This is a genomic window from Bacteroidota bacterium, assembly GCA_034723125.1.
GTDB lineage: Bacteria > Bacteroidota > Bacteroidia > CAILMK01 > JAAYUY01 > JAYEOP01.
The window spans coordinates 1-1,780 of sequence record JAYEOP010000509.1 but is presented as its reverse complement, the minus strand read 5'-3'; the positions used below and the strand labels follow the sequence as shown (position 1 = coordinate 1,780).

Here is a 1,780-nt window from a genome sequence, read left to right as displayed (position 1 = left end):
TGTTTTTGGATTAACATCTGTAAATGGCAAAAGTAAAATTACCAATTTTTCGCAAAAGTAAATCATCACTTTAGAGAAAAATAATAAGTTAGGATTTTTAAATATCAAAAGAAATTCTAGCAAAAATAAACCTAAAAAAAAGTAAATTATTTTTTGAGCAAAGTAGAAATAGCTTTATATTTGACAAAAATTTAATCGGTGGTTAGGGTTATTAGATAGACTGTCGTTGTGCTTAATGCGACAAAAAATCCAACATTATTGCCATTTGAACTATTTTTTGTATTTTTGGTACATATAAATAAAACACGAGACAAAATGCACCCTATTAAAAAGTTAGATAAACTGCCTCCTAAACGAGAAAAAGTCGAAACTTTAGAAATTCTTCGACAATTAAGTAAATCATCTCAAGCATTAGGAGAATTAAAAGGAATTGCTCAAACAATGCCAAATCAGGCAATGCTAATTAACGCAGTTGTACTTCAGGAAGCAAAAGATAGTTCTGAAATAGAAAATATAATCACAACTCAAGATGAATTATATAAAGCATTAGCAACAAAAGGGAAACAGTCTTCACAAGTAAAAGAAGTTATCAATTATAGAAAAGCAATATTTGTTGGACACGATTTATTGAAACAACAAGGCTTTCTAAAATTAAAAGATATTGAATTTCTACAAAAAACAATTATTGAAAATAATGCAGGAATTAGAAGTATGGCAGGAACTGTCTTGAAGAATGATAAAACAGGAGAAATTGTTTATACACCACCACAGGAAAAGGATGAAATTTTAGATTTATTAGGTGATTTCTTAGAGCATTTTAATATTGTGAATGAAGATTTATCACCTCTAATAAATTTAGCCATATTACATTATCAATTTGAAAGTATTCATCCATTTTATGACGGGAATGGAAGAACAGGTAGAATATTAAATATTTTGTACTTAACAATAAATGACTTGCTTGACATTCCAATTTTGTATTTGAGTTCATATATAAATGAAAATAAATCGGAATATTATAGACTATTAAATAGAGTCAATAAAACAGATGAATGGGAAGATTATATTTTGTATATCTTAAAAGCAATAGAAGTAACTTCAAACAGAACAATTTCAAAAATAAATGCAATTAAAAACCTACTTTCAGAAACAATTCTAATTGCTCAAAATAAGGAACCAAAAATATATCGAAAAGAATTAATTGAATTACTTTTTGAACAGCCGTATTCTAAAATTGAATTTGTAGTTGAAAAATTGAATGTAGAAAGAAAAGCCGCGTCAAGATATTTGAAAAAAATGAAAAATATTGGAATAATTACATCTCAAAAAATTGGACGAGAAAGTATATATATAAATGAAAAATTGATTGAAATATTGAAAAAGCACTAAGCACAATTGAGTAGGCGGCTGATATTCCTTCGTTAAAACTACGGCTAACAAAGTGTAGCTCTCACAATTTATCCCGCACCTTTTGGTCGGGACCTAAACCAAGCGGGTCTTACCGAAAGTATTCAGCACAGGCTGTACTTGGCGGTTCGTTAGATAATACTTAACCACCATCAATTTAATTAAAAAGAATCTAGTATTATGCCGATGGATTAGCATGTTAAGAAAATTTATTTTCTGTTACATGATAACCTTTCGGTATAAAAGAAAAACTTTATTGTTTTGTTGTATAGTACAAATTTTATTATATTTGTGAATATATTTAAGATATATTCAAAATTTATTTGGATATAGTAGTTCAAAAACCACAGAGATCTACACTCATGTAACAAAT

The 1,780-nt window shown here is 27.8% G+C and carries 1 protein-coding gene; it reads left to right on the top strand.

From position 1 onward, the window contains the following. Positions 1-315: 315 nt before the first annotated feature. Positions 316-1,389: a Fic/DOC family N-terminal domain-containing protein gene (locus U9R42_13240; GenBank protein MEA3496984.1), complete on the top strand. Its 1,074-nt coding sequence runs from the start codon at positions 316-318 to the stop codon at positions 1,387-1,389. Positions 1,390-1,780: the final 391 nt, after the last annotated feature.

Coding starts and splice junctions, on each gene's coding strand:
- U9R42_13240 (MEA3496984.1), top strand. CDS start 316: ATGCACCCTATTAAAAAGTTAGATAAACTGCCTCCTAAACGAGAAAAA.